The organism is Idiomarina sp. (assembly GCF_048265525.1).
Lineage (GTDB): Bacteria > Pseudomonadota > Gammaproteobacteria > Enterobacterales > Alteromonadaceae > Idiomarina.
This window is the reverse complement of record NZ_JBLXBI010000001.1, coordinates 940,527-962,176: the sequence shown is the minus strand read 5'-3', so window position 1 is coordinate 962,176 and position 21,650 is coordinate 940,527. Positions and strand designations below refer to the sequence as shown.

20 protein-coding genes and 1 other RNA gene are annotated in these 21,650 nt (G+C 45.3%); 14 read left to right on the top strand and 7 right to left on the bottom strand.

The genetic code is table 11. The features are described 5' to 3' along the window. The first annotated feature begins 43 nt into the window (after positions 1-43). Positions 44-402: a transfer-messenger RNA gene (gene ssrA, locus ACN0TF_RS04665) on the top strand. Between the two features lie 268 nt (positions 403-670). Here ssrA and ACN0TF_RS04660 read toward each other — a convergent pair. Beyond that, on the bottom strand, positions 671-1,147 hold the full coding sequence (locus ACN0TF_RS04660) for a hypothetical protein (RefSeq protein ID WP_417440962.1): 477 nt from the start codon (positions 1,145-1,147) through the stop codon (positions 671-673). Positions 1,148-1,447: 300 nt separating this feature from the next. Between ACN0TF_RS04660 and ACN0TF_RS04655 the strand changes: the two genes are divergently transcribed. After that, positions 1,448-1,903: a GNAT family N-acetyltransferase gene (locus tag ACN0TF_RS04655; protein WP_417440961.1), complete on the top strand. Its 456-nt coding sequence runs from the start codon at positions 1,448-1,450 to the stop codon at positions 1,901-1,903. Between the two features lie 37 nt (positions 1,904-1,940). Here the strand turns inward: ACN0TF_RS04655 and ACN0TF_RS04650 are convergent, their stop codons facing one another. Continuing rightward, a complete protein-coding gene (locus ACN0TF_RS04650; RefSeq protein ID WP_417440960.1) occupies positions 1,941-2,792 on the bottom strand; it encodes a LysR family transcriptional regulator in 852 nt (283 codons plus the stop codon). A 138-nt stretch (positions 2,793-2,930) separates the two neighbouring features. Here ACN0TF_RS04650 and ACN0TF_RS04645 point away from each other — a divergent pair, with 138 nt between their 5' ends. After that, complete coding sequence (locus ACN0TF_RS04645) at positions 2,931-3,653, top strand: FMN-dependent NADH-azoreductase (protein WP_417440959.1); 723 nt, start codon at positions 2,931-2,933, stop codon at positions 3,651-3,653. Here the strand turns inward: ACN0TF_RS04645 and ACN0TF_RS04640 are convergent. Next, positions 3,650-4,234 carry a TetR/AcrR family transcriptional regulator gene (locus ACN0TF_RS04640; RefSeq protein WP_417440958.1) on the bottom strand — a complete coding sequence of 195 codons (585 nt, stop codon included), beginning with the start codon at positions 4,232-4,234 and terminating at the stop codon, positions 3,650-3,652. The genes ACN0TF_RS04645 and ACN0TF_RS04640 overlap by 4 nt on opposite strands. Positions 4,235-4,312: 78 nt before the next feature. Between ACN0TF_RS04640 and ACN0TF_RS04635 the strand changes: the two genes are divergently transcribed. Beyond that, entirely contained in the window at positions 4,313-4,795 is a 483-nt protein-coding gene (locus ACN0TF_RS04635; protein ID WP_417440957.1) for an HPP family protein, read from the top strand. Positions 4,796-4,822: 27 nt separating this feature from the next. Here ACN0TF_RS04635 and ACN0TF_RS04630 read toward each other — a convergent pair whose 3' ends face one another. Beyond that, entirely contained in the window at positions 4,823-5,719 is an 897-nt protein-coding gene (locus ACN0TF_RS04630) for a LysR family transcriptional regulator (RefSeq protein ID WP_417440956.1), read from the bottom strand. A gap of 142 nt (positions 5,720-5,861) precedes the next feature. Here ACN0TF_RS04630 and ACN0TF_RS04625 point away from each other — a divergent pair, with 142 nt between their 5' ends. Beyond that, positions 5,862-6,728 carry an SDR family NAD(P)-dependent oxidoreductase gene (locus ACN0TF_RS04625; protein WP_417440955.1) on the top strand — a complete coding sequence of 289 codons (867 nt, stop codon included), beginning with the start codon at positions 5,862-5,864 and terminating at the stop codon, positions 6,726-6,728. Here the strand turns inward: ACN0TF_RS04625 and ACN0TF_RS04620 are convergent. Further along, complete coding sequence (locus ACN0TF_RS04620; RefSeq protein WP_417440954.1) at positions 6,668-7,495, bottom strand: helix-turn-helix transcriptional regulator; 828 nt, start codon at positions 7,493-7,495, stop codon at positions 6,668-6,670. The two genes, ACN0TF_RS04625 and ACN0TF_RS04620, sit on opposite strands and share 61 nt — an antisense overlap. Before the next feature lie 98 nt (positions 7,496-7,593). Between ACN0TF_RS04620 and ACN0TF_RS04615 the strand changes: the two genes are divergently transcribed. The 4 genes from ACN0TF_RS04615 (at position 7,594) to ACN0TF_RS04600 (ending at position 13,368) form a co-directional block, all read left to right on the top strand. Further along, a complete protein-coding gene (locus ACN0TF_RS04615) occupies positions 7,594-8,769 on the top strand; it encodes an MFS transporter (protein ID WP_417440953.1) in 1,176 nt (391 codons plus the stop codon). Between the two features lie 153 nt (positions 8,770-8,922). Continuing rightward, complete coding sequence (locus tag ACN0TF_RS04610; protein WP_417440952.1) at positions 8,923-11,022, top strand: RecQ family ATP-dependent DNA helicase; 2,100 nt, start codon at positions 8,923-8,925, stop codon at positions 11,020-11,022. Next, on the top strand, positions 11,019-12,344 hold the full coding sequence (locus ACN0TF_RS04605; protein WP_417440951.1) for a DNA-processing protein DprA: 1,326 nt from the start codon (positions 11,019-11,021) through the stop codon (positions 12,342-12,344). Before ACN0TF_RS04610 ends, ACN0TF_RS04605 begins: the two co-directional genes overlap by 4 nt. A 163-nt stretch (positions 12,345-12,507) precedes the next feature. Beyond that, positions 12,508-13,368, top strand: coding sequence for a P63C domain-containing protein (locus ACN0TF_RS04600; RefSeq protein ID WP_417440950.1), 861 nt, complete (start codon positions 12,508-12,510; stop codon positions 13,366-13,368). 215 nt (positions 13,369-13,583) lie between these two features. Here ACN0TF_RS04600 and ACN0TF_RS04595 read toward each other — a convergent pair whose 3' ends face one another. Further along, positions 13,584-15,572: an oleate hydratase gene (locus ACN0TF_RS04595; protein WP_417440949.1), complete on the bottom strand. Its 1,989-nt coding sequence runs from the start codon at positions 15,570-15,572 to the stop codon at positions 13,584-13,586. A 229-nt stretch (positions 15,573-15,801) separates the two neighbouring features. Here ACN0TF_RS04595 and ACN0TF_RS04590 point away from each other — a divergent pair, with 229 nt between their 5' ends. From ACN0TF_RS04590 to ACN0TF_RS04570, 5 genes are all read left to right on the top strand, one after another. After that, positions 15,802-16,821: a zinc-dependent alcohol dehydrogenase family protein gene (locus tag ACN0TF_RS04590; protein WP_417440948.1), complete on the top strand. Its 1,020-nt coding sequence runs from the start codon at positions 15,802-15,804 to the stop codon at positions 16,819-16,821. A 92-nt stretch (positions 16,822-16,913) separates the two neighbouring features. Then, a complete protein-coding gene (locus ACN0TF_RS04585; RefSeq protein ID WP_417440947.1) occupies positions 16,914-17,435 on the top strand; it encodes a cytochrome b in 522 nt (173 codons plus the stop codon). A 98-nt stretch (positions 17,436-17,533) separates the two neighbouring features. Next, a complete protein-coding gene (locus ACN0TF_RS04580) occupies positions 17,534-18,955 on the top strand; it encodes a PLP-dependent aminotransferase family protein (RefSeq protein WP_417440946.1) in 1,422 nt (473 codons plus the stop codon). Positions 18,956-19,042: 87 nt separating this feature from the next. Beyond that, the gene (gene ccoG / locus ACN0TF_RS04575; protein ID WP_417440945.1) at positions 19,043-20,401 is read left to right on the top strand and encodes a cytochrome c oxidase accessory protein CcoG; all 1,359 of its coding nucleotides are present in this window, start codon (positions 19,043-19,045) and stop codon (positions 20,399-20,401) included. Between the two features lie 79 nt (positions 20,402-20,480). Then, complete coding sequence (locus ACN0TF_RS04570) at positions 20,481-21,329, top strand: MBL fold metallo-hydrolase (RefSeq protein ID WP_417440944.1); 849 nt, start codon at positions 20,481-20,483, stop codon at positions 21,327-21,329. Positions 21,330-21,335: 6 nt separating this feature from the next. On the opposite strand, the gene ACN0TF_RS04565 is transcribed toward ACN0TF_RS04570, so the two are convergent. Continuing rightward, complete coding sequence (locus tag ACN0TF_RS04565; RefSeq protein WP_417440943.1) at positions 21,336-21,551, bottom strand: hypothetical protein; 216 nt, start codon at positions 21,549-21,551, stop codon at positions 21,336-21,338. Between the last annotated feature and the right edge of the window lie 99 nt (positions 21,552-21,650).

The following is a 21,650-nucleotide window of genomic DNA, read 5'->3' as shown; positions in this document are numbered from 1 at the left end:
GGTGTCTGAGTTATAGTACACAAGTTACGTAAGTAATAGCTTTGGGGCTGATCTGGATTCGACGGGATACACGAAACCCAAGGTGCATGCCGAGGTGAGGCAGGCCTCGTAAAAAGCCTCAACCTAATAGTTGCAAACGACGACAACTACGCTCTAGCGGCTTAATAACCCGCTAAGCCCATCCCCCGGCGCTTTGTCTGCGAGACCGGACCAGGATGGCTCAAACTAATGTAGACTCGCGTGGAGGCTTTGTCCGGAGCTGAAGCGTTAAAACCAATCGGACTCGTCAGTTGTGAAGCCTGTCAGTCGGCGTCACACTGATTAACTAAAAGACTGACTAAGCATGTAGGACCGAGGATGTAGGTATTGCGGACGCGGGTTCAACTCCCGCCAGCTCCACCAATTCCATATAAAAAGCCGCTCACTCGAGCGGCTTTTTATATGCCTGTAGCCTGACGTTCACGTCAGGCTCATAGTTATGTACCGTGCTTCAGAGTCTGCTGACTATTTTTTTCCAGCAGATGTATCAGATCAAGTCGAGACTAATTTACCTAATGATGATGCTTGATTTTCAAGCTGACGATAGCCCTGGAAAGGAGCTTTAATTAGTTCTTGGCTCTTGCTAGGGTAAACTTTTTAAAAAGCTCTGTTGATGTTGTCCATCAGCCGATCAATTACACGACAATGTAAAAGATTCATTCTCGCGCGACACAAGTTCAACAGCAAACCTTACTAAATGACTTAGTTCATCGTGTTGACTTTCAGATAGCTCTGGCCAAAGATTTTTTGGTAAGTCGTTGAAAGGCTCCATATCCGTAAAGATATTCAGGAATGCATTGCACTGCTCATCATTCATGTCCTTTGCTTTTCCTTCAAGATGTATCACCATAAAGAGGTTATCGGGCTCTTCTTTAACGGAAAAGCGTTTAACTTCAAAGTCAGTTCCTTGTACTTTTTGTTCATTGTACTGCTGAGTTAGAACTAATGAGCCTATTTCCATTGAGAGCTTGCCTAATTCAAATTTGGAAGCTGGCGTTGATTTAAGATATTCCATCGCGTTTTTTTCGTTAGAGCCGCCTTCTGCTTGTGTGGTGAAGGAAAGAGTAACTAAGAGCGCGACCCAAAATAGACATAACTTATATTTCATATTAATTCCTTTTGATTTAGGACAATCCGTAAACCTAGTCAAGTCAAAATGAAGAGAACAATTCTGATGTTACCTTAGTTATGCTAGACGTTCCACGATCAGAGACTTATCGTTATTAGAAATGATATATATTCGGAGATCTTTCGGGTCAGTCTTAAATCAATTTAAAGGATTACTTGACCTGCGTAAGCGAAGTTCTGAAGTTCTCGTCAGCTCCACTAATTTCTTAAGAGAAGCAAGCCGCTCTCCCGAGCGGCTTTTACTAGCTCGGAATAAATATTAAATTCTATGGAGGTACTGGTGATTGTCAGGAAAATGGAAGAGAAGGATCTTGAGGCCGTAAGCACAATTTGTCTGGCGTCGTTTATTCAATCTGTAGCTGCGACTTTGTCTGAAAATGGTGTTTCAACCTTTTCAAAAATTGCTGCGGCTGATTCATTCTGTGAGCGAATGCAGGGCGATAACTTGATGCTTGTTGCCGAGGTAGACCGTAAAATTGTCGGTGTCATAGAGCTCATGGAAGGGCGTCACGTAGCCATGTTATTCGTAAGCCCTGACTCCCAGAAGAAAGGCGTTGGCAGAAAGCTGCTGTCAGCCGCTCTGGAATGTGCGAGAAACCCTATTGTCACCGTAAGTGCTTCTTTATCCTCCGTTCCCGCTTATGAAAAATACGGTTTCAAGTGCAAAGGTTCTACCGCAGAGTCTGCGGGCTTGATTTATCAGCCGATGGAAATTGAACTGAATAAATCAGTATAGGGTTGAGTTCGTATTAGCATCCTTGCTACAAAACTACTTATCGATTCAACAGCTCCTCGACCCAATTTAGATATCGGGCTGCACTCCTGGTCTCAAAGCTGCACTTATTTGGTATGTAATAGCACAAATCAGATTTTACCGGCTGGGTTCCAAATTGCTGGAGAAGGTTAGCGTTTAGCAACCGTTTTGTAAGTGTGGTAGAGCAGAATACCAGTCCCTTTTCTGACATAGCCTGCTGGATCCCGAACAGTTCCTGGTCAAATATTTCGAGTTTAATGTTCGACCCTTCCAGTCCATTCACTGCTAACCAAGCCTCTAATGACGCATCTGGTAACGCTTTATTTTTCCATTCAGTGGTAAAAAGGGTAATGGGCTCATTTGACCAGGAAGGGGGCTTCATTCCAGAAGCACCGAAAACATTGAAGGATTCGGATTTAATGACATCTGAAGGCTCAACGCCTGTAGCGTCACCAAAACGAATCGGAATAATGTAGGACTGATTGTCGACCGATTCACCGGTAGATATTTCGACAGAAATACCAGGGTTGATTTGCTCAAATTCCTTCTGCGAAGGAATAAGAACCATAGCAGCTAATGATGATGTTGTTGTCACTCTAACTGTATTGCCGGCGGTTAGCAGCTCTTCCAGAGAACTTTCAATTTTCCGGAATCCGTCTGAGGTCGCTTCAGCTAACCTTCTACCAGCCCCAGTTAACGCTATTCGTCTTCCTTGTCGGTGAAACAAGTTTACATTTAACCGACCTTCCAGGTTGCTAATGTGGTGAGAGATGGCTGTTGGTGTCAGCGAAAGCTCTTCTGCAGCCAACTTGAAACTTCCCCGGCGCGCAGCCGCCTCGAAGGCCTTAAGTGCTTGTAGCGATACCTGCATTGTTATCCTCGGTCGGCAACCAATTTATCGAATAGTTTAGATGAGTTATGCTCATCTATAAATGTATTTTTCTCGTTTGTCTTACTCTGCTCAGACTCACAAAATAGCTCCTGTTATTCAGCAACTAAGGTAATGAACATGAGCACGTTATTACATATAGATTCAAGCGTGAGAGCCGTAAGCAACACGAATCCAGACCACAATTCGATATCGAAGAACATCGCTCTGCGATTTATTGAGACATGGAAACAGCATCGGCCTAAAGATGAGTATATTTATCGTGACGTTGGAGTGAACCCGCCTGATTTTATTACTCAGGATTGGATTGGCGCAGTGTTTACTCCCGATGAGAAAAGGACTTCAGAGCAGAAAGAGAGACTGGCGTTATCAGATAAACTGATAGATGAAGTGTCAGCAGCCGACGTTATCGTGATTTCATCACCCATGTATAACTACGGAATGCCGGCTCAGCTAAAAGCTTGGTTTGATCAAATTGTGCGGATAAACAAAACCTTCGATTTTGATCTTTCACGAGGGGATTTCCCCTTGCAGCCTATACTTTCAGGTAAGACATTGATAACAGTGACTTCCAGCGGTGAGTTTGGTTTTGAAAAGGGGGGAGTAAGAGAAGACTCTGGCCACCTGACACCACACCTACGAACACTGAGCAAATATTTAGGCGTGGACACAATGTATGAAATAGCCTCTGAATACCAAGAGTTTGGTGACGATAGACACCGTATGTCGGTAGCCAATGCAAAAGACCGGGCAGAATGTCTTGCCTCGGAACTTAGTATTTCAGCTCCGGACTCATCGTTGAAGAGTGAGAGCGCTGGTTCTGATTTAGGCATAACGCTTTAATTTCCCAAAGTATCTTCCACTATTTTCCGGGCTTCCTTAGCCGCATTAAGGTTGCCCTGAACGTACGCCAGAGAGATAGCTCCTTCCTTTAATAGAACAATTAACTGCGTGATCTCTTCAGCTTTCTTTTCCGAAAGAGACAACCGATTCACGTGTTTGCGAATTAATGTCGTAACGCAGGCCTTATGTTCAGCACAAGCTCTGTGAATTGCGCTTGTTTGATCTCCAAACTCAGCACTGGCGTTGACGAAGAAGCAGCCATGGAAGTGGTCGATATCCGGTACGCGGTCGTGAAACCAATCATCCAGGGCATTAAAAAGTTCTAATAAAGCGTCCTTGCCCGCAGGCACATGCTCCAGCCTCGATATAAGCCAGTCCCGGTAACAGCGGTCACGATACCTGACGGTTGCTTCAACTAAGTCATCCTTACTGGGGAAATGATGATAGAGCGTTTTTTTGGCCACACCAGATTCCGCTAACACGAGATTCACTCCCACGGCGTGGATACCCCTAGTATAAAACAGTTTAAAGGCTGTACGAATTAACAATTCCTGCTTGTCCATGTTTACACCTTGTTTCATCACATACCCTTATCTTGACACAAGTAGACAGACCTGTCTATTCTATGTAGACCAATCTGTCTACTTAGGGTTTTACTTATGTATAAACGTCTTACTGCATCTCGGTTTTCTGTTGCATTAATAGCGGGTTTGGGGGCTATGTTGTGTATTACCGTCTTAAGCGGCCTGAGCACAACTGTTGAGTCTTTTGTGTGGTTAATGGCACCTTTTGGAGCCACCATGGTCATCCTGTTTGGGTTACCAGAAAGCCCTCTGGCGCAGCCCCGCAACATCGTCATGGGGCATGTATTAACTACGGCAATTGGTTTGTCTGTTGCTTCTGTCATAAGTGTTAGTCCCTGGTCTCTGGGGTTGGCAGTAGGCCTGGCGGTAGGTTTGATGCTGCTGACCGACACTACTCACCCACCCGCGGGAGCTAACCCGCTTGTTGTCATGCTAGCTGGCGAGCAATGGGATTTTTTGTTTATGCCAGTCACAGCGGGAACCGTTCTGATTGTCGTTTTCGGAGTCATATATCACCGACTAATTTCAGGGCATGATTATCCTAAGCGATGGTTTTAAGGGACGATTTTAGTAAGAGTATTCAGGTCATTGTTCTCCAATAGAGCGGACGAATGCCTTTGCTGATGGCGATAGGTGGCGGTGACTCAGGACCAAATCGAATTCGGGCTCAGAACCCGTTAATGGATGATAGCTTATCTGGTCTCCTCGAAAGCCACTCATACTTTGAGGGACAACGGATACTCCTGCTCCAACAGAAACTAACGACAGTACCGCGTGCATCCCGTGAGCCTCCTGAGTAACCGTCGGCACAAAACCAACGTTTGCACATAGTCGAATAACCTGTAAATGAAAGCCGCGCCCCTCAACCATTGGCCATAATATGAATGGCTCTTCTGAAAGGTCAGTCAGTGTCAAATTTGACCGTTTATTGAGGGGATGCCCTTTCGGAATAGCTAAGCACAAGCGATCATGATCAAAGGGTATTTGTTCAATATCTTCAGCATTCACAAGAGGTGGAATCAAAATGCCAACATCCAATGCGTTATTGCGTAGTGCTGCGACCTGCGCTGCGGTAGTTGCCTCTTTCAGCTCAAGACGTACGTCCGGATGACTCTCCCGAAAATCACGAATGACATCAGGTAATCTCCCATAAAGTGAGCTTCCCACATAACCCAGGCGCACTAAACCCGTTCGTCCGGCAGCTGCGTCTTGTGTGGTCGTGACGACTTGTTCTGCTTGTCTAAGAGTTTTACGTGCTTCATCAATAAAGTTCTTTCCCGCAGGAGTTAATCCAAGTACGCGTTTCCCACGCTCAATCAATGTAACACCAATATCATCCTCCAGCTTGCGTATAGCACTGGTAAGAGGAGGCTGCGACATGTTCAGTCGTTCTGCGGCACGGTGAAAGTGTAATTCTTCTGCTACTGCAATAAATTGCTCCATTGCACGTAAAGTGATCCGTGTTCTGGTACCTATCGCCATTCTCGTCCTCGCGAAGATTCATTTGAGCATCATATTTTTAATACTATAAATATATTACCTGTAATTAAAAATAGTATTTTTTATATCGTTAGATCAATTTTATTCTATTTTCTTAAGCACTTTCGTGAACGGAGGGAACGACATGGTGGATTTCAATGATCGAGTAGTATTAATAACCGGGGCTGGCCAAGGGCTTGGCTTCTCTTACGCCAGAACCATCGCTCAGCTCGGTGCGATGGTTCTTATCCAGGATATCGGTGCCGACTCCGATGGCAATGGAATTGACCCAAAGGTCGCAGAGGTTGCGGCAGAAAAGCTTAGGTTGGAAGGGTTAAATGTACAAGCGATTCCCGGAGAAATAGGGTCGCGTGAAGGCTGCCATAAACTTTGTAAGGACGCTTTGAAAATAGGCGGACGACTAGATGCTTTGATCCATAACGCGGGTTGGGTTGCTTATGAAAATATTGAGTTGATAGAGGAAAGTTCTTTTGATCATATGATGGCTATTTCGGCCAAGGCTCCTTTATGGCTCGCACAGGCGGCGTGGCCCTCAATGAAAGGCGCAGGGTATGGTCGGATCGTTGTGACGACCTCTTGCCGGGCTCTCTATCCGCAATACGTTCAGAATGGTCTTGCGTCATACGCAGCGGCCAAAATGGCTGTAGTGGGGCTGATGAATGTCCTTGCTTTTGAAGGTGAAAGGAACGGCATTATCGTTAATGCGGTTTCTCCAGTCGCCAAAACACGTATGTGGGGTATAGAGGGGGAACCTGACGAACTACGCCCAGCCGAGGTGGCGCCAGGGGTCGCGTATCTAGCATCCGAGGAATGCTATGAAGGTGGATGGATACTTCGCGCCGCGAATGGCCAGTTTCATGCGACTAAAGCCATGGAGGCCAAAGATGTCGACTATCCTAGAAATCTTCGAGCGACTAAAGCCTCAACAGCTCACGAGGTTGCGGAGAACTGGTCGTTGATTGCTATTCCTTGTGCCGAGCCCCGCGCATAAACAACCAATCGCAAATGGCGATCAGCATCGACAGTCATCGAAGTGTGCTCGAATGACACTGTTTCATTTTCTATTTTCATATCCCTGACGCCCTGACATGGGGCGTCGACATCGTGGCGATTCCACCATTGGCTGAAGTCAGGAGAAGCCTTTTGTAAATTGGTAACCAGAGCCTGAATATCTGCTTCTTGCGTTGCATGCGCGTAATCTCGCCTGAAGCTGGATAACATCTGAACGGCTTGACTGTCCCAATCTACTAGTCGTTCGCGGAGAACGGCATCCGTGAACAGCATCCAAAGCAGGTTGCGTTGTCCTGGAGCGTGACGACTGAAGCCGAAAAGTAGGTCTGCCTGCTCGTTGAAAGCCAACACATCCCATCTTAAGTTGAGTATATAGGCACCATGGGGTGAGAGATCTCTCATCAGCCTCAATATCAAAGGCGGAACTTCACAAAAGGTCTTGCCCGGTTCTGGCGGTAGTCGGCCATGGGCGAGCAGAAATAGGTGCCTGCGTTCAGCGGCATCCAGTTTTAGTGTTCGTGCCAGATTATCGAGAAAAGAGGAGGAGGCACTAATATCGCGCCCTTGTTCAAGCCACGTATACCAAGTCAGCCCTACGCCTGAAAGCGCTGCAACTTCTTCGCGCCGCAACCCTGGTGTACGTCGACGGCCTCCACAGGGAAGACCTACTTCCGTGGGAGATAGGCGCTCTCTCCGTGATTTTAGGAAAGTAGCAAGTTCATGACGCTTGCGTTCTAGTTTACTCATCACATTCCTGTTGCTTTTAGTAATAGTATAAATAGTTAAATTGTAACACCTTAATCCTGCTCGTAGAATGCTCATTTTTCTTCACCGGAGAATCTACGATGAGTTTCAAAAGCACATCCTCAGTGTCGCCCACTGTTTACTTAATTGCATTAGGCGCTTTTGCGCTTGGCATGGCTTCTTACGTTACAGCCGGACTTATTCCAATGATTGAGCAGGCGTTTAGTGTGTCTACTGGTGTCGCTGCACAGCTTGTAACAGCTTTCACTCTTGCTTACGGCATAGGCTCGCCAGTTGTTGTTGCTTTATTGCCCGGGAACCGACAGCGAAATGGGCTATTGGCAGCCCTTGGCTTGTTTGTAATTTCAAACGCCGCCAGTGCATTGTCGACGGACTTTTTGTGGTTGCTTATATTTAGGGCGTTAGCAGGAGTTGGCTCGGGTGTTTACCTTGCGGTAGGGATTTCAGCCGCCGCAATGCTGTCGCCTGCCGGACGGGGCAAAGCTATAGCGGTGATTATGGGAGGGATGGCTGCGGGGACCGTTCTGGGTGTTCCTATCGGGCTTATTCTCGCAGAGAAATTAGGTTGGCCATCCGCATTTTGGTTGGTAACACTACTGGGGGCAATTTCACTTACTGGACTTTTTTGGCGCCTGCCAGAATTATCTGGATCAGAATTTATCCCTTTGCGTCGGAAACTCTCTGTGTTGGTCGATGGTCAGGTAACCGTTATTCTGTCCGTATCCTTACTTGCAGCTATAGCCAGTCTCGGAATGTACACCTTTCTGGCTCCTCTAATGTCGGCTCCGGAGTATGGTGGGGTAAAATCAATTACTCCTTTTCTTTGGGTGTGGGGTATCGGTGGTGTTGCTGGAAGTTTTCTGGTGGGACCCATGGCCGACCGTATTAAAGGTCCTCGGATGACTCTATTTATTATGTTAACCCTTGCTCTGTCTCTGGCGGTGTTACCGTTAATTGCATTCTGGAGTGTATGGTTGGCAATGGTTCCAATCTTGATCTGGGGAGCTGTCGGCTGGGCTTTGCAGGTGCCACAGAATAATCAGTTGCTCCACGTTAGGGAGTCACAGGGTGACGGTAACCTTGCGGTTGCTCTCAATGAATCAGCTTTGTATCTTGGCAGTGCTATTGGAGCTGCAGTCGGAGGCTTGGCTTTAGCTCTTAGTCTGCCGATATGGTTGTTACCTGTTGGTGCTGCGATAATCGCGGCTATAGGAGCATTATTACAATTCATCAGCGTGCGTAAAAATGTACTTTAATTAATAGCGTAGAGACGGTTGGATAGCCTGGGTTAAGATGGGAGTCTCCTCAATTAAGTATTGACGATATTCACAAACGATAAAGATAATGAACAATGGGAATTGTCCTCTTAGTCGAAAAAATTTGGCTTATTATTAAATCAGAGAGAGAGCATGAATCAAGGACAGGCACAAAATTTACTGAGGATCGCGCTAGGTAACCCCGAGGCAGAGTTTCGCAGTGGTCAGTGGGAAGCTATTGATTCGTTAGTTAATCATCGACAAAAGCTTTTAGTAGTACAACGCACTGGGTGGGGTAAAAGTTCAGTGTATTTTATTAGTGCTAAAATTTTCCGCGACCGTGGTATGGGTCCAACGATTATTGTTTCTCCTTTATTAGCGTTGATGCGCAATCAAATAGAATCAGCTCGACGTTTAGGCGTTACTGCGGAAACTATGAACTCCTCTAACCAAGACGATTGGGATGCAATAACCCAAAGGATTATGGGAAATCAGGTCGATTGCTTATTGATTTCTCCTGAACGTCTGGCCAATGACAATTTTATTGAAACAGTGCTACAACCTATTTCTGATAAAATAGCATTGATGGTTATTGATGAAGCTCACTGTATTTCCGACTGGGGTCATGATTTTCGTCCCGATTATCGTCGTATTGTTAATATATTGCGTCAATTACCAGACAATACTCCAGTATTATGTACTACTGCTACGGCTAATCGTCGTGTGGAGACTGATATTCAGGGGCAAATTGGCAATATTCAAGTTCAACGTGGATCTTTGATTCGTGAGAGTCTTGCTTTGGAAACTATTGAGTTACCCGATCAAGCTTCACGCCTTGCTTGGCTGGCGCAAGTAATCCCTACATTACCTGGTACCGGTATTGTTTATACATTGACGGTGAGGGATACAGAACAGGTTGCTGATTGGTTAAGTGAAAATGGGATTGATGCCAAAGCGTATCATGGGAGTATTGAGGGTATCGACTTTGAAAACAGCAGTACTTATCGTCAGCACCTGGAAGGACTGTTACTCCAAAATCGACTTAAAGTATTGGTAGCGACAACGGCTTTGGGAATGGGTTATGACAAGCCTGATTTAAGTTTCGTCATTCACTACCAGGCTCCTGGTTCCATAGTATCCTATTATCAACAGGTCGGTCGCGCAGGGAGAGGTATTGAAGAGGCCTTAGGTGTATTAATGTCTGGAGCGGAAGATAGGGACATTCATGAATTTTTCAGGGATTCTGCATTTCCTTCAGAAGCTCAAGTTAATGAGATTCTGCAGGCACTGGAAAATAGTGATGGCTTGTCACTTCGTGATATTGAAGAACGGACGAACTTACGTCATAGTCAAATTGAAAAAGTTTTGAAGCTATTACGAGTGGAAAATCCTGCTCCGGTGATAAAAGAGGGGACACGCTGGGTAAGGACGCCAGTGCACTATCAGATGGATCAGGCGCGTATATCGCACCTAACTAGCCAAAGAGAAAAGGAGTGGACTGAGGTACAGGATTACTTAGCTTGCAATAGTTGTAAGATGACATTTTTACGCCGCTCTCTGGATGATAATGATCCTACTCCTTGTGGGAAGTGTGTCTCATGCAAAGGACAACCATTAACTCAAGCGTCTATTGATGCAGGACTGATTCACAAAGCAGCAACTTTTCTTAAACACGCGGAAATGGTAATTAAAGCTAAGGCACAGGTAGCCGCAAATGCATTTCTTGAATATGGCTTCAGAGGCAACTTGCCGATACATTTGCGAGCGCAAGAAGGCCGGGTAATGTCCCGATGGAAAGATGCGGGTTGGGGGAAGCTAGTTGCGGAGCATAAGAACTCAGGAAAATTTGGTGATGAGTTAGTTGAGGCTATGGCGGAGATGGTTCAGCAACGCTGGGAGCCGCATCCTTTTCCACAATGGGTTTGTTCAGTGCCTTCTCTTAATCGTCCTGAACTGGTTCCTGATTTTGCCCGAAGGTTAGCGATCCGACTGGATCTGCCTTTTATTGATGCGGTGGCTAAAGTGAGCGATAATCAGCCTCAAAAGCAACAACAAAATCGCTATCATCAATGTAAGAATCTGGATGGGGTATTTACAATTAATCAGCCTGTGCCAGATACCCCAGTATTACTAATTGATGATATTGTTGATTCAGGTTGGACGTTAACAGTTATCGCCGCACTATTACAGCAAGCAGGCAGTGGTATTGTGTATCCTTCAGCATTAAGTTCCTCTTCGGTAAAAGACTCATGAATTTATCGCTAACAGCTCAAGCGACCTTACTGCTCACTAGTTATTTTTCTAAAGCAAGCAGCGAAAATGTAAAACCCCTTACAAACGCGGAATGGGGGCGATTTGCATTATGGTTGAAGGCAAAATCCATAACCCCGGCCGATTTATTAGGCGCTCCTGATCCTCAATCACTGCTTTACGGCTGGCAGGATAAGCATGTTAGTTCCGAAAGAGTGATTAACTTGCTTAATCGAGGGCATAGTCTGGCGCTGGCGTTTGAAAAATGGCAGCGAGCTGGCTTATGGGTTGTTACACGTTCCGATCCGGAATATCCACGTCGCTTGAAACAGCGTTTGAAAACAGACTCTCCTCCAGTGTTATTTGGTTGTGGCAACAAATCTTTATTAAATTCAGGAGGTGTTGCGATTGTAGGTTCACGTAATGCTAGTAATGCTGATTTACTGTTTACCGAACAGGTAGGGGCGAAAGCCGCGGCGGAGAGCGTTGCGGTTGTTTCGGGCGGGGCCCGAGGTGTAGACCAAGCTGCTATGCTGGGGGCTATGAGTAGTGGGGGAGCTGTTATTGGAATTATGTCTGACAGCTTACTGAAAAGCGCAACCAGCAGTAAATGGCGAAAAGGTTTGATGGATAGTCATGTCGTACTAGTTTCACCTTTTTATCCCGAGGCCGGATTTAACGCCGGTAACGCCATGGCACGTAATAAGTATATTTATTGTCTGGCAGATAGTTCGCTAGTGATTCATTCAGGTAAAAAAGGAGGAACGTTAAATGGTGCGCAAGAAAATTTAAAGAAACGTTGGGTACCACTCTGGGTGAAACCGACTGTCGATAGCGAAGCTGCTAATACAAGCCTAGTTGCAAAAGGGGGGCAGTGGTGCAAAGCTGACATTCAAAGCTTGAAAATTTCCGAACTTCTATCAAACGAAAATACTGCCACACTAGAGTTTAGAGAAAAACAAGTCGATCTTTTCTCGATGCCGGAACAAACTCAGTTGGTTGAAGAACAGTTGTCAGAAAGAGAAACTTTTTTAACTAAAACTGCTGAATTTAGCTATTCTTCTGTAAAGCAATCGGAGCCTGTTGTCTCGATTGTTAATAATGATAAATCAGAGAAAGCTCAAATGCAGGCTGTAGATTTTTACCGAACATTTGTTAAAGAGCTGTATCGGTTAGCGGCTAGTCCTATTACCTTAGAGGCTCTGATTGAGGCTACTGATTTAGATAAATCACAACTCAACACTTGGTTAAAGCGAGCGATTAATGAAAATCTGGTGATAAAATTGAATAGACCGGTTCGTTATCAAGTGAACGAAAAAAAATAGAATGCCTCTACATTTTCACCATAAAAGGGGTTGGGAAGTCTCAGTCCTTATCATTAATCAGAAGGTAGGGTTGATAAAAAAACTTACCCCCGGCTATGAATTGACAATCGATACCGGGAGGGTGTAAGGTACCCGGATTGTAATTAATTATGAGACCGGGGATATGGATAGAGCAAAGTATACGGGTGTATTGAACATCGCAGGTAACGAAATTAGCTGTGCAGTTCTGGATAATGAAACAAGAGTCGTAAATGGTACAAACGTTTTAAAGGCTTTTGGACGGAAACAGATGGGTACGGGGAAGCACTCTGGGTTGTCGCCTATTTTGACTTCTAAAAAGCTCGAAGAATTTGTTGCTCCTGACGAAATTAGAGCACTCCAGCCAATTACCTACCTCGCTAAAAACGGAAGGGAGCAAAGTGGTTACCCTGCCGAGGTAATACAGATCATTTGCGAGATTTACCTTAGAGCGCGAGATGATAACTCCCTTGAGAAGGGTCAGCTCCACTTGGCTGAACAAGCCGAAATCATCGTCCGGTCACTAGCCAAAACTGCTATCGTTGCGTTAATTGATGAGGCAACTGGATACCAGTATGAGCGGGAAAAAGACGCTTTACAAAAGATTCTGTCTGCTTATATTCGCGAAGACTATATGGTTTGGCAGCAAACGTTCCCAAGGAAGTTCTATAAAGAATTATTCAGACTCTGCGATTGGGAATATAACCCATCTAACGTGAAACGTCCTGCTTATCTAGGTAAACTAACTAACAAGTATGTTTATGAGCTACTTCCTCAGGGGGTACTCGAGAAACTCAGGGAACTAAACCCTACTACTGAAACGGGTGGTAGGCGACGAAAACACCACCAACACTTAACTGACGATGCCAGAACACACCTCGAACGTCACCTTACAAAGATAATTACGTTGATGGAAATTTCGGACGACTTTAACCAATTGGATCACAGCGTGAACCGAGTATTTAGAGATGTCGACCAGCTCAGTTTGGAGCTCATTAATAGATGATAAATGTAGGTTTTTCGGAGAAATCCAAACTAACCATTATTCTCTAAGCGATCGTTCGCGGAAAAGCTGGTTTTAGGGGGACAAGTCAAAATAGAGAAAATTTTATTGAAATGAGTAATTGATTATTGAGTTCAACTCCCACTGCACCACCAAATTATTAAATCGGGGCGCTCGAATAGCGCCCCTTTTTGGTGCATAAAACAGAACCTAATCCACTATTTATCTTTGCTCGAGAAATTTTCTCTCAGTGAGTTAACCCAGCTTGAGAATTTATTTATTAAGTCACCGCCTTTACCAAGCAGTTCCCTTAGTTCTTCTTCAAAATGCGTTTGCTTTTTCTCCTCCGGTTCGGGCAGCGGCGGCAGTATGTGGGCAAAGTAGGTTTTGTCGAGTAAGCGGTGGAGCATACGTTCGCCAATAAAAGGCTTATTGCTATTGAGCGCTCTGGCACCTTTTATGATGTTACGAATGTCGTATTGTGTGGGGCTTATATCCGGCACCTGTTTGGGAATATTCAGCAGTTTATACACACCAATACGGGCGGTGCGAATGGAGGCTTCCATGGTGAATATTATGTCGTTGCGAGTTTCTACAAATTGTCCCACTAAGCCTAAGTTGGTGCAGCCGTCAGGCACTACTCTGGGTCTGTCGCCTGCTGCTCTGGGCATAAACTGGGCAGTAATATAAGGCATAAGTGCAATGCGTATTTTGGTGTTGGCTATAACCTCATCTAACTGGTCTTCAATACCCAGATGATGGCAAAGCTCGGTCAGAATTTCTTTGCCGGTACATTCCGGCATGGTTTTGTTTACACGGTTGCCTTGCTTATCCATCAACAGACCATAAACCCACAACACCAATGTGTCATCTGGCTGATCGGGGAAGTGCGGTTGCCGATTACAGGTAACGCTTAATAGCCAGTTAGAGTCAGTAAACGTCACTATTCCGCCGGTAACTGTTCGACCTGAGTATGGGTCGTTTACCGATAAGGTTTTCAGTTTATCGACAAGGGGCGAGGGTTTGCAGGTAAGGGTGGCAGACTCCCATATAGACTTGTCTACGTCACCATAAAACTTTTCCGGCTTACCAAAAACAGGAGACTTTTTGGCGAGGTTCTTCCATAAGTTCCAGCCGCTTTCGCTACCCGGGTCATGCTTTTCACAGCTAAGCTTCGGCGCATCATCCATACCGGCATAACCTGTATGTTCAGTCATTGAACCGGTAAGGGCGAACACTAAATCATTCTTGCCAACTTCAATATATTGCTCTTTACCTTTAATAACGGCCTGAATTCCGGTTACTGTCTTATTGTCTCCGGTAAAGCTTATATCAAGGTCATCTACTCTGGCTTCAAAGGTAAATTTCACTCCTTTTTCGCGCAGAAAATTGGTCAGTGGCTTGATAAAGGTGTCGTACTGATTGTATTTAGGGAAAAGCAGAACAGACATGTCAGCAAAACCGTCAATTGAATCCAGAAAACGATGTAAATAGAGCTTGGTTTCCAGCAGGCTGTGGCAGTTTTTGAAAGCAAACATAGTGCGAAATAAGAACCAGAAGTTGCTTTGCAAAAAGCCTTCACTGAAATATTCCTCAATGCTGGTGTCGTCTAACTCTTCCTTCCGTTTCAGCATTAAGCGAATAAGTTCCCACTGCTGAGATTTACTCAGACCCAGGTCTTCTGAGTCAAGAATTTCGCCGGACTTTTTAATTAAACGGGCCTTAGAATAATTCGGGTCGTTGTCGTTTATCATTCGGTATTCATCGAGAACAGAATACCCTTCAGGAAGCTCAAGGGCAGGAATGTCCTGGAATAGATCCCAAAGGGTGTCGTAGTTCCAGTTCATTTCACGGCCACCGCGAATGATGTAACCGTCTTCGGGGTTACCCGCACCATCCATAGAGCCGCCTTCTACACTCATTTCTTCTAAAATAGTGATATTTTCGGCGGACATATGACCATCGCGAATTAAATAAAATGCCGCGGCAAGCCCCCCGACACCACCACCAATTATCCAGGCTTTACGCTTTTCGACTCCCTGAGTAGGTAAGGTTTTATGACGCGAGTAGGGCGATATAAAATCCCCCGGTGGCAAAGTGTTAAGCGGTTTATGGCACCAAAAACCGCCTGTTGCGTCAGGCTCATGCTCAAAACCTTCTGGTGCAGTTGTCGAGATATCAAATTTCGCAATTGTCTTTTTAGCCATTACGGATTCCTTCCCTTACTGAATAGAAATATTTGCTGTTCTCGCTGATACCCTTAGTGGTATTGCGAACGGCACTTTCAGTATAGTCGGCATCAAGAGTTACCTAATGTAGTTAGATCAATTTAATTCCCGTTAATGAGTTTTCTCAGCTTTTATAGCTTAGCTTTGATCCAATCCCCCCTCATAAGAACTACAATTGAACACACACTCTAGTTAAAGGACTACCAACATGACTGAGAAGATTAAAGCGCTACGACTCAAAAAACCGTTTGGGCTGGATAATATTCAGGTAACCGAAATGGAAGACCCTGGCCAGCCGGGGCCGGGAGAAATTCGAGTTAAAGTTAAAGCCAGCTCACTCAATTTTCATGATTACGGCGTAGCATCTGGTTTTATCCCAACAGAGGATGGACGCATTCCAATGTCTGACGGCGCTGGTGTTGTTGAGGCTGTAGGTGAAGGCGTGGAAGAATTCGCGGTAGGGGACAATGTTGTTTCTACCTTTTTCCCGTATTGGCAAAGTGGACCGGCGCCAGTCGGCGACTTCCGCAATACGCCGGGTGATGGCATTGATGGCTACGCTCGCGAAGTTGTGGTGCGTCCGACTCAGTTCTTTACTCATCAGCCGAAGGGTTATAGCCATGCGGAGTCAGCCACTTTGACGACTGCGGGTTTAACAGCTTGGCGCGCTCTGGTCGTGGACGGTGGCATTAAGCCGGGCAATACGGTGCTGGTGCTCGGCAGTGGTGGCGTATCAGTATTTGCCTGCCAGTTAGCGAAAAGCCTGGGGGCAACGGTATTTGCGACATCCTCGTCTAACGACAAACTCCAACAGTATAAAGAGCTTGGAGCGGATCATCTGATTAACTACAAAGAAGACCCTGAATGGGGCAAAACGGTTCGTAAATTAACCAATGGCCGTGGTGTCGACCATGTGATTGAAGTTGGCGGCCCAGGCACCTTGCCACAGTCTATTAATGCGGTCGCGATAGCGGGGCACATTGCGTTAATTGGTGTTCTGACCGGAAGCGAAGGCGAGGTTCCAACTGCTAAATTAATGGCTAAGCAGGCACGACTACAGGGGTTAATTGTTGGCAGCTGCGACAATCAGAGAGACTTTGTGCGTGCTTTAGAAGCTAATGGTGTGAAGCCGGTAATTGATAAAACCTTTGCTCTGGAAGAATTAGCGGATGCGTTCCGTTATGAAGAATCAGGTAAGCACTTCGGTAAGATTTGCATAGAGTTTTAGCTTTCTGAAAAATATTTTAAGAAAATGTGCATTCTCATACTAATATCAGATAGGTAGCCTAAGGCGATATTTGATTGATATTGGTACTCAAAATGATGAATGACTCTAAAGCGCGTTATGGTTCTATAACGCGCTTCTTCCACTGGTCGATGGCCATTTTGGTTAGCTGGCAATTTCTAAAATTCTTTGACCGTATAAACGATGGTGAACACTGGGTAGGTGAAACGCTGGTTCCCTGGCACATATCCATTGGTTCCCTGCTATTGGTACTTATTGTTTTACGCTTAGGTTGGACAGCAAAAGAAAAGGGAAACCGGCCCGAACATGAATCTATTATTGGTGTTCTGGCAAAAGTTGGTCACGGTTTATTGTATGCCGCGTTGGTATTGATGCCTGTGACCGGAATTTGCTACATGGTGGGTAACGGCTATGGGTTGAGTGCATTTAACTTTGAAATTATTGCAAAAAGTGAGGAAATTAGCTGGCTGATAAACATTGGTAGTCTGCATTCTTACATAGCCTGGGGCTTATTGTTTCTAGTTGCAGGTCATATCGGTATGGCTTTCATTCATCAGTTTATTATAAAAGATGGAACACTAAAACGGATGATGTAAAAGCCTTGCTGCTTTGATTTTGCCGTAACGGGCTTTCTATAACAGTTAAAACAATAATCTGTTATTATTTAGCTCGTTCGGTTCATCAGAGTATTTTCATGAAAAAGTATGAGCTACTGGCAAATCAGCTAAGGCTTCAAATTGAGAAAGGCATATGGCTACCCGGTGAAAAACTGCCTTCTTTAAGAAGACAGGCGGAGCAGTCCGGTTACAGCTTGATGACGGTCTTACACGCTTATCAAATGCTTGAGTCTCAGGGTGTTCTGGCGGCGCGTGAGCGTTCAGGCTACAGCGTTTCTGCCTCGGTAAAATACCCTCAAAATCAGTCTCATTCTATTCAGCCAACTGAAGCTGTTAGTGTGAACGACTTTGTGTTTGAAGTCCTGCAGGCGTCTCGTAACGTTCATACGTTGAGTTTAGGCTTTGCGTACCCTGATCCTTCGTTGTCTCCGCGCTACCAACTGAATAAAGCGGTTGCGTCAGCAGCAAAACAGTCTTCTTTAATGACTGCGCTGGATAACCTGCCACCCGGTAATGAAGAGCTGCGGCATCTAATTGCTAAGCGTTATGCGGCGCGGGGGATGAATATTTCGCCCGATGAAATTGTAATAACCGCAGGGGCGCTGGAGGCGCTGAGTTTGAGTCTTCAGGCTGCGACTCAACCCGGCGACTGGGTGGTGATTGAAGCACCTGCGTTTTATGGTGCGATGCAGACCTTAGAGCGGCTTGGTCTTAAAGCTATTTCTGTGGCGGTTGATCCTGAGCATGGTTTGGATATGTCGTCTCTGGAACGGGCGTTTCAGAGCTATGACGTTAAAGCCTGCTGGTTAATGTCTAATTTTCAAAACCCGGTGGGCTATTCGCTAAGCAATGAAAAGAAGTCGCAGGTGGCGCAACTGCTGGAAAAGTACAACGTCGTGTTAATTGAGGACGATGTGTACAGCGAGTTGTATGAAGGAGACACGGCACCGCTGGCAGTAAAACAGTTTGATAAGAGCAATAACGTGATGCTGTGTTCGTCATTTTCTAAATCGCTTGTGGCTGGATTTCGTATTGGCTGGGTGGCGGCAGGGAGCCGCGCACTGGAAGTACAAAAACGTCAGCTAATGAGCACTTTAGCGACCAGTGCTCCTATTCAGTTATCTTTAGTTGAATATCTGTCGACAAAAAACTACGAGAAGCACCTTAAAGAATTACGCAAAACACTGGCTTCCCGAAAACGTAAAATGCATGAGTTTTTACAGCAACAGCTAAGCGACGTTGCTAAAATCTATAACCATAGTGGTGGTTATTTTTTATGGCTTGAGTTTGATGCCAGCGTCGATACCACGTTGTTATACCGGGAAGCGCTGGATAAAAATATTACGCTGGCTCCGGGTAAATTGTTCGCGTTACAGGATGAGTTTAATCATTGCTTACGGGTGAATGCTTCGTTTGAGCTAACCGACGCCAACAAACAGCTGCTGCAACAGCTTTGCCAGCACCTGAGGGAATACATCGCTCGCCATTCTGCTGACTGATCTAGCTTTTTAACTCGTTTCTGTATCTACCCCCGAAAACCACGGTAATTAGAATACCTCTGTGTTGTTCATTGCGGAGTAATTACGGTGAGTGCCAAGCAAATTTCAAAAAAGGACGTTATTTTCCAGACTGGCGTACCAGATGGGAAAATTTATATAAAAGAGGAAACCGGTAAATATCAGCGAAACCGCCGTTATCTGAATGTTTTCCTGATGCTGCTTTTCATTGCCATTCCATTTATTCAATACAACGGACAACAAGCGATTTTGTTTGATGTCGCTCAGCAAACGCTTCGCTTTTTCTCTATTAAGCTGTTTCCGCAGGATTTAATCATTTTCAGTTTAATATTTATCCTTTCTGCGTTTGTCTTATTTGCTGTGACTGTGCGTTATGGCCGGGTGTGGTGCGGCTTTACCTGTCCGCAGACAGTATGGATGCTGATGTTCAACTGGATTGAGCGGCGCATTGAAGGAACTGCTAACCAGAGTAGAGCACTAGATAAAGCGCCACTTAGCGTGGAAAAAGTCGCTAAAAAAGGATTTAAACACTTCATCTGGGCGGCAGTTGCTTTACTGACTTCTCTAACTTTTATGTCCTATTTTACTCCCGTAAAAGAACTTTATTCTGGCTTTTTTACTCTTTCAAGCTCGGGTCTTATTTACGGCTGGGTTCTTGTTCTGGCTGCCTGCACTTACGGCAATGCGGGCTGGTTGCGTGAAAAAATGTGCCAGCACATGTGCCCCTATGCCCGTTTTCAATCTGCAATGTTTGATTCTGGCACCAAACTCGTGACTTACGACGCTACCCGTGGTGAAGACAGAGGGCCGAGGAAAAGAGGCAGTGCTCCTTCGGAGCTGGGTGATTGCGTCGATTGTAAGCTCTGCGTGCAAGTTTGCCCGGCAGGTATCGATATTCGCAACGGCTTGCAATATGAGTGCATTAACTGCGGTTTGTGTGTGGATGCCTGCAATAAAGTGATGGATAACTTTGGCTATGAAAGGGAACTCATTGGCTTTCGTAGTGATAAAAAGTCTGCACGCAATGGCGGCGGGCAATGGTTATATGGCGTGGTGTCTGCGCTCATCATTACCGGGATCATCGTCTGGATGCTGACATGGCAGAGTTTTGAAGTAGGCGTGATAAGAGACCGCCATGCTTTGTACCGAATTAATAACCAGGGCTTGGTTGAAAACGCTTACACCGTCACCTTGCTGAATAAATCCAGCTACGTAAAAACCTTCGACGTAACGGCTTCCGGGCTGGCAGGCGCTCAACTTTCAGATACCGGACCTTTTGCTGTAGGCCCGGGAGAGAAACGAAGTGTTGTACTGACATTAACGACGGAAGAAGAACCGCAGACTACAATCTCACATTTTGATTTCGTTATTGAGTCTCGAGAGTCTGAAGAAACAGTTGTTCATGAAACTATGTTCTATTCAGGGTGATGCTTAACGCTTAGTTTTAAAGTGCTCTTAATTGCTTCCTGAGACGTAGGTATTTAATAGATAAAACCAGGAGTAATTTATGAAAGTACTGTTTAGTCTGATTTTATGGCTCGGTATTTGTGGTGCTTTGGCGGCAACCGAGTATTCAATAGAGAAGGTTAAGGGTAATGTTTATCGGTTTTCTGCCGGGCATTACCATTCGGTGTTTATGGTAACTGAGCGGGGGATTTTTGTTACTGATCCTATTAATGCGGATGCGGCAGCTTACCTTATAAAGGAACTCAACGAGCGTTTTGAGCAACCGGTACGATACTTAGCTTATAGTCATAACCACGTTGATCACACCTTGGGCGGTGATGTTATCGCCACGGATAATGTAGAGGTGATTGCGCATGAGTATGCGGATGAAGATTTACGCTGGACTAAAACGCCAACCGCTTTGCCCACAATGACGTTTAGCGATGAGCTGACTATTAAACTCGGCGAACAATCGGTTCAAATGAAATATTACGGACCAAACAATGGGCGTGGTTCTGTTAGCATGCGCTTTATGCCGGAGAATGTACTCTTTGTGGCTGACTGGATTGTGCTGGGCCGCATGCCTTATCAAACGCTTCCGGGCTATGATATTCACGGAATGATACGCTCGACAAAAGCCGTGTTAGATGAAAAGCCATTTGATGTGTTTGTTGGTGCTCATGCGGATATGGGAACGCGTAAAGATGTTGAACGCTATTTAAGCTATCTTCAAGCCTTATACGCTGAGGTTCGCGACGGTATGTTGGCTGGCAAAAGTTTGGAAACACTTCAACAGGACATAAAGCTTGATGAATTCTCTGATTTAAAAATGTACGACCAGTGGCTGCCGCAGAATATCGAAGGTGTTTATAAAACGCTAAATGAGCAGTCTTATTTTGACCAACGTTAGACCGAATTAAAGCTGCTCATTTTTCGCCTTCTTTTTACGCGCTTCCCACCAGTGGTAAAGCGATGAAATAAGTAGTGCTATGAGAAAGTCTTTGAATTCTGAACTGTGTAGAGTGAATTCACCTGTTTGAAATGATTTAATGATGGTACCACCAACAAGGTAGGCGCCAATAAAAACCAGCGCCAAGTATATGGTCGAAAGTATTTTATTATCTGTTTTCATATCTGCAACTCATAGCATTCTCAGTGTTTCTGAAACCATCCTCGCATGGCAGCCAGTGCGGAGTCATCAATACTGTCGCCATTTTCTTTTCAAGATTAT